Source organism: Ruegeria sp. BH8, assembly GCF_056538065.1.
This window is the reverse complement of sequence record NZ_JBQFSP010000035.1, coordinates 1-6,408: the sequence shown is the minus strand read 5'-3', so window position 1 is coordinate 6,408 and position 6,408 is coordinate 1. Positions and strand designations below refer to the sequence as shown.

The 6,408-nt window shown below is 58.3% G+C and carries 5 protein-coding genes and 1 pseudogene; 5 read left to right on the top strand and 1 reads right to left on the bottom strand.

Going from position 1 to position 6,408, the window contains the following annotated elements; genetic code table 11:
- Positions 1–478 precede the first annotated feature (478 nt).
- The 5 genes from ACR0AD_RS20825 (at position 479) to ACR0AD_RS20805 (ending at position 6,011) form a co-directional block, all read left to right on the top strand.
- Positions 479–2,059 carry an ABC transporter substrate-binding protein gene (locus tag ACR0AD_RS20825; protein WP_480489476.1) on the top strand — a complete coding sequence of 527 codons (1,581 nt, stop codon included), beginning with the start codon at positions 479–481 and terminating at the stop codon, positions 2,057–2,059.
- A 115-nt stretch (positions 2,060–2,174) separates the two neighbouring features.
- Entirely contained in the window at positions 2,175–3,155 is a 981-nt protein-coding gene (locus tag ACR0AD_RS20820; RefSeq protein WP_480489475.1) for an ABC transporter permease, read from the top strand.
- Positions 3,155–4,069, top strand: a complete 915-nt coding sequence (locus tag ACR0AD_RS20815) for an ABC transporter permease (protein WP_480489474.1) — start codon at positions 3,155–3,157, stop codon at positions 4,067–4,069. Before ACR0AD_RS20820 ends, ACR0AD_RS20815 begins: the two co-directional genes overlap by 1 nt.
- Positions 4,069–5,049, top strand: coding sequence for an ABC transporter ATP-binding protein (locus ACR0AD_RS20810; protein ID WP_480489473.1), 981 nt, complete (start codon positions 4,069–4,071; stop codon positions 5,047–5,049). Before ACR0AD_RS20815 ends, ACR0AD_RS20810 begins: the two co-directional genes overlap by 1 nt.
- Positions 5,046–6,011, top strand: coding sequence for an ABC transporter ATP-binding protein (locus ACR0AD_RS20805; RefSeq protein ID WP_480489472.1), 966 nt, complete (start codon positions 5,046–5,048; stop codon positions 6,009–6,011). The genes ACR0AD_RS20810 and ACR0AD_RS20805 overlap by 4 nt, the downstream gene beginning before the upstream one ends.
- A 4-nt stretch (positions 6,012–6,015) precedes the next feature.
- On the opposite strand, the pseudogene tnpA reads toward ACR0AD_RS20805, so the two are convergent.
- Positions 6,016–6,318, bottom strand: a pseudogene (gene tnpA, locus ACR0AD_RS20800) (IS200/IS605 family transposase); the annotation flags it as partial.
- Positions 6,319–6,408: the final 90 nt, after the last annotated feature.

Genomic DNA, 6,408 nt, shown 5'->3' with positions numbered 1-6,408 from the left:
AAACGAAAACCCTTCAGGCGCGGCATCTTGGACGGCATCTTCATGCGTGAGGCCTAACCAGTTCAGAACGCGCAAACAAGTTGGCAATGCCACGCCACTTCATAAGGGCAGAACAGCTCAGTGGGAGAGGTCCGGATGTGGTTACGGAACGCGCGCAGCCAGCGTTCGAGCAGTGGGAGAGGATCTGTGCTACGTGATCACGATAGTGTTATTTTGATTGTATTTTACCAGAAAATTAGATGAAACTACCTAAAAATTTAAAATAATATGCGAACTTTGGGTCTAAAATTTGTCCGCAACCAATCAAAGTTAACTTGCGCCGAAATGCAGCTCAGACCTCAGCGCTCAAAAATTTGACTTGCGTATCGTGGAGAAACGCAAGGCTCACCACGAAATGGACCTTTGACGGCGCCCTGGCAAACCATGCGGTTTGCCGAACGGGTTTCCCGTGCCTTCAGAGGCAACACGGAGGAGAAACATGAAACTCAAATCGCTTCTGCTGAGCAGCGCGCTTTGCGCAGCTGCAGGTATCCCAGCATATGCTGAAACCCTGAAATGGGCACGTGCAGGCGATGCACTGACCCTTGATCCGCATGCCCAGAACGAGGGGCCGACGATCACGCTTGGCCGCCAGATCATGGAGCCACTGGTGGACCGCGACATGAAAGGCGGGCTGGTTCCTGGTCTTGCCACTAAATGGGCGCCTTCAGAAAATGACCCGAATGTCTGGACCTTTGCACTGCGTGAAGGGGTCAAGTTCCACGACGGCGCGGACTTTGACAGCTCGGACGTTGTCTTTTCGCTGAACCGGGCAATGAGCGAGAAAAGCAATTACCGGGAGGTGCTGGCCTCGGTTGCAGAAGTCCGTGCCACCGGCCCCTACACGGTTGAGATCGTGACCAAGGGCCCGAACCCGATCATGCCCAACAACCTCACCAACCTGCTGATCATGGACAAGGGCTGGGCTGAAGCCAACGGTGCGGTTGATGTGCAGGACTACGAGGGTGGCGAGAGCACCTATGCGGCCAAGAACGCAAACGGTACCGGTCCCTACAAGTTGGTCAGCCGGGAGCCGGACGTGAAAACTGTTCTGGAGCGCTTTGACGGCTATTGGGGCATGGGGCAGTTCCCGTTGGAAGTGACCCGAATCGAGGCGTCACCGATCCAGAACCCGGCAACCCGTGTGGCAGCCCTGCTGTCGGGCGAAGTGGACTTCATCCAGGATGTGCCGGTGCAAGACCTGTCCCGTGTGGACGGCGCCGAAGGGCTGGACGTGCGCAAGGCGCCGCAGAACCGGGTGATCTTCTTTGGGATGAACCAAGGCGATGCGGATCTGGCCAATGACAACGTCGATGGCAAGAACCCGTTGTCAGATGTACGTGTGCGGCAGGCCATGAACATAGCTATCAACCGGGAAGCCATCCAGAAAATCGTGATGCGCGGTCAATCGGAGCCTGCCGGCGTGGCATTGCCGCCCTTCGTGAACGGCTGGACCGCCGAGCTGGACAAGGTTCCAGCGACCGATATCGCTGCTGCCAAGGCGCTGATGGAAGAGGCCGGCTATGGCGATGGCTTCTCAATCAAGCTGGACTGTCCGAACGACCGCTACATCAACGACGAAGCGATCTGCCAGGCCTCCGTCGGCATGTTCGCGCAGATCGGCATCAATGTGAATCTGGATGCCAAACCCAAGGCACAGCATTTCCCGCTGATCAACAACCTGGAGTCTGACTTCTACATGCTGGGCTGGGGTGTTCCGACCTATGACTCGGAATACATCTTCAACTTCCTGGTTCACACCAAAGATGAAGAATACGGATCCTGGAACAATACCCGCTATTCAAACCCCGAACTGGATAAAGCCATCGAAGCCCTGGCCAACGAGACCAACCTTGCAGCGCGCAACGAATCCATCGGTGCCATCTGGGATCAGGTTCAGGCAGATGTGCTGTACCTGCCGATCCACCACCAGGTTCTGAACTGGGGCATGAAGTCCCGTGTCGACACAATTGTTGATCCGGAAGACAGCCCGAAGTTCAAGTACTTCGCTTTCAACTGAGACTGAACGGAAAGAGCACCCCCGGACAAATGGGGGTGCTCCGGCCGGACTGCATTTGCCGCCGCTGGCCTGACCCGCCGAGCGCTGCAGCTCCCGGACTTGGAGACCAAAGTCAATGTTAGCCTATATCATCCGCCGCACCATGCAGTCCGTTCTGGTGCTGTTTGTGGTCGGTCTTGTCGCCTTTTCGATGTTCCGCTTTGTCGGGGACCCGATTGAGAACATGCTGGGTCAGGAGCGAACCGCTGAAGACGTGGTGCGTCTGCGCGCCGATCTGGGACTGGATCAGCCTTTCCCTGTGCAGTACTGGCGTTTCCTGGAAAATGCCGCGCAGGGCAATTTCGGGCTGAGCTACCGTCAAGGGCGGCCCGTTGCTAAAATCCTAATGGAACGTGCGCCGGCTACTCTAGAGCTGGCTCTGGTCTCCGGCACCCTGGCGATGCTGTTGGGCATCGGGCTGGGAGTCTATACCGCTATCCGGCGGGAGGGCTGGCTGTCCAATACCATTATGACCGCCTCCCTGATTGGGGTTTCATTGCCCACCTTCTTGATCGGCATTGTTCTGATCTACGTGTTCTCAGTTGAGCTAGGATGGCTGCCTTCCTTCGGGCGCGGCGAGACGGTGATGCTCGGGCAATGGTCCACGGGGTTCTTGACCAAGAGCGGGCTGCTTTCCCTAGTCCTGCCCAGTATCACCCTTGGCCTCTATCAGATGACACTGATTATGCGCCTGGTGCGGTCAGAGATGCTGGAGGTTTTGCGCTCTGACTACATCCGGTTTGCCCGCGCACGCGGCCTGCGGGAGCGTGTGGTCTATTTCCGCCATGCACTGGTCAACACGCTGGTGCCGGTGATCACGATTATCGGCCTGCAGCTTGGCAGCATCATCGCCTTTGCGATCATTACTGAAACCGTCTTTCAGTGGCCTGGTGTCGGCTTGTTGTTCATCAACGCCGTCCAGTTTGTCGATATTCCGGTGATGGCTGCCTACCTGATGCTGATCTCGGTCCTGTTTGTCGGCATCAACCTGGTTGTTGACCTTCTATACTTCCTCATCGACCCGCGCCTGCGGACCGGTAAGGCAGGAGCACACTGATGCAAAAACTTCATGATATCTGGCAATCCGACCTTGCTTGGAATTTCCGCAGCTCCCCTGTTGCCGTGGTCTCGGCGCTGATTGTGCTGACCCTGGTGCTGTCGGTGGTGTTTGCTCCGCTTATCGCGCCGCACAACCCGTTTGATCCGGCGACCCTGAACCTGATGAACGGGTTCTCCAAGCCGATGCAGCCCAACGAATTCACCGGTGATGTCTTCCTGCTGGGTACTGACGACCAGGGCAGGGATGTGTTTTCAACCATTCTCTACGGCATGCGCATTTCACTGATGGTTGGTGTGCTGTCCGTAACCTTTGCGATGATTCTTGGCATCATTCTGGGACTGGTGGCCGGCTATGTCGGCGGCTGGACCGAAACTATCATCATGCGGGTTGCCGACGTGCAGCTCACCTTTCCGTCGATCCTTGTCGCCATGCTGATCTTCGGAATTGTCAAAGGAATTACCCCGGTTGAATACCGCGACCAGATGGCGATCTGGGTCCTGATCCTGGCTATCGGCCTGGGCGAATGGGTCCAGTTTGCCCGTGTGGTGCGGGGCGCCACCTTGGTGGAAAAAAACCGGGAGTATGTGCAGGCGGCGCGGCTGATCGGGCGTTCCAAATGGGTCATCATGATCCGTCATCTCCTCCCCAACGTCCTGTCACCGGTTCTGGTCATTGCAACCATCTCCCTGGCACTGGCCATTATCGCCGAGGCAACGCTCAGCTTTCTGGGTGTCGGCGCGCCGCCTACACAGCCTTCGCTCGGAACCCTGATCCGAATCGGCCAGGGCTTCCTGTTCTCGGGTGAGTGGTGGATCCTGCTGTTCCCCGCCCTCACACTCCTGACACTTGCGCTGAGCGTGAACATGCTGGGTGACTGGCTGCGCGATGCCCTCAATCCGAAGCTGCGCTGATGACTAAACCAGTCCTTTCCATTCGTAACCTTGTAGTCGAAATTCCGACCCGTCATGCACGGCTCTGTGCAACAGACAAGGTCAGCTATGACATCGCGCCCGGTGAAATCCTTGGCGTTGTCGGCGAAAGCGGCGCGGGCAAGTCGATGGCCGGCAATGCGGTCATCGGACTCTTGAACCCACCCGCTCGTATCACCAGCGGCGAGATCTGGGTGAACGGGCGGCGCATCGACAACCTCCCACGCGACGAGATGCGGCGCCTGCGCGGCAAGGAAATTGGCATGATCTTCCAGGATCCGCTGACCTCACTGAACCCGCTGCTCAGGATCGGCGACCAGCTGACCGAGACGATGCTGGAACACCTTGATCTTACAAGGACCGAAGCACGCGAACGCGCCGTTGCTGCGCTGGAAGAGGTGGGTATTCCGGCGGCGGCAGAACGGATCGACAGTTATCCACATGAGTTTTCCGGCGGCATGCGTCAGAGAGTGGTCATCGCACTCGCACTCTGCGCCGAACCCTCTCTGATCATTGCTGACGAACCGACAACGGCGCTGGATGTCTCGGTACAGGCGCAGATAATTGCGCTGCTCAAGCGGCTTTGCCGCGAACGCGGCACCGCGGTCATGCTGATCACCCACGACATGGGGGTGATCGCCGAGGCTGCCGATCGGGTTGCCGTAATGTACGCAGGCCGCATGGCTGAAATCGGCGATGTACGCGATGTGATCACCCGACCCCGGCACCCTTACACCGACGGGCTGATGGGCTCGGCACCTTCGGCCTCTGCCGGCCAGCACCGGCTGCGTCAGATTCCTGGCGCTATGCCGCGCCTGCACAGCCTGCCACAGGGCTGCGCCTTCTCGCCGCGCTGCGACCGGGCCACTGAACGCTGCAAAGGCAACCCGCCTCCGACGCTGGATGCGGACAATGGCCGCTCCGCCTGCTGGCACGCGATCAAAATGGAGGGCGCAGCATGAACGCCATCGTTTCCGTCAATAAACTGACGCGTATCTTCGATGTTTCCAAACCCTGGCTGAACCGTGTGCTGGAACGCCTGCCAAAATCCTATCTGACCGCGGTTTCCGATGTCAGTTTCGATATCCCGGAGAGGAGTGTCTATTCGCTGGTTGGCGAAAGCGGTTCGGGCAAGTCCACCATCGGCAAGATGGTTGTCGGCCTGCTGGAAGAATCCGCTGGCGCAGTGACGGTCTCGGGGGTCGATCTGGCCCGCGAAACTGACCAGCGCGCCATCGCGCAGGCCCGCGAAACGATCCAGATGATCTTTCAGGATCCCTATGCCTCGATGAACCCGCGCTGGCGGGTACGCGACATCATCGCCGAACCGGTTGCGGCCAAGGGCGCAGACACCAAGGGCCTCGCGGAACGCCTGCTGGAACAGGTCGGCCTCTCGACAGAAGATGCGGACAAATTCCCTCATGAGTTCTCGGGCGGTCAGCGTCAGCGGATCTGCATCGCCCGCGCGCTTGCCTCGCAACCTCGGCTGATCGTTTGTGATGAACCGACCTCGGCGCTGGATGTCTCCGTGCAGGCGCAAGTATTGAACCTGATGAGCGATCTGAAGGACGATCTGGGGCTTACCTATCTGTTCATCAGTCATGACCTGACGGTTGTACGCCACATCTCGGATCGGATCGGTGTCTTGTACCTGGGACGGCTGATTGAGGAGGCAGCGCCGGATGAACTGTTCGAAGCCCCCAAACATCCCTATACTCAGATGCTGCTTGCCGCCGCCCCCAAGTTGGATGGCTTCGGACGCGAGGTTGCCCCACCCGAAGGCGAGATACCCGACCCGATCAACCCGCCTTCGGGATGTGCTTTTCACCCGCGCTGTCCACTTGCAACGGCCCAATGCGCAAAAACCCGGCCCGAAATGCGGCGGGTCAACGCTGTCCGGGTTGCATGTCACCTGGCACACTAAACCACTACCGGCTGACGCCGGTAGGTTTCCGTTTTGAATGTAGTTCCAAATACTGAAGTATGACATCGTCGGTGACATTGCCGGATGTGGTCGAGAAATATCCTCGGGCCCAAAACCGTCTGCCCCAGTAGCGTTTCTTCAGATCCGGAAACTCCATCTGTATCTTGCGCGACGAGCGCCCCTTGATCCACTGCATCACCGTCGACAGCGCCAGATGCGGCGGGATTGATACAAACATGTGGACGTGGTCGCTCGACAAAACGCCCTTCTCGATGCCAACGCCCATTTCGGCGCAGGTCTGGCGGAGGCATTGCCAACTTGTTTGCGCGTTCTGAACTGGTTAGGCCTCACGCATGAAGATGCCGTCCAAGATGCCGCGCCTGAAGGGTTTTCGTTT

Excerpts from the sequence above, each read along its gene's own strand:
- ACR0AD_RS20825 (WP_480489476.1), top strand. The coding sequence starts at position 479 with ATGAAACTCAAATCGCTTCTGCTGAGCAGCGCGCTTTGCGCAGCTGCA.
- ACR0AD_RS20820 (WP_480489475.1), top strand. The coding sequence starts at position 2,175 with ATGTTAGCCTATATCATCCGCCGCACCATGCAGTCCGTTCTGGTGCTG.
- ACR0AD_RS20815 (WP_480489474.1), top strand. The coding sequence starts at position 3,155 with ATGCAAAAACTTCATGATATCTGGCAATCCGACCTTGCTTGGAATTTC.
- ACR0AD_RS20810 (WP_480489473.1), top strand. The coding sequence starts at position 4,069 with ATGACTAAACCAGTCCTTTCCATTCGTAACCTTGTAGTCGAAATTCCG.
- ACR0AD_RS20805 (WP_480489472.1), top strand. The coding sequence starts at position 5,046 with ATGAACGCCATCGTTTCCGTCAATAAACTGACGCGTATCTTCGATGTT.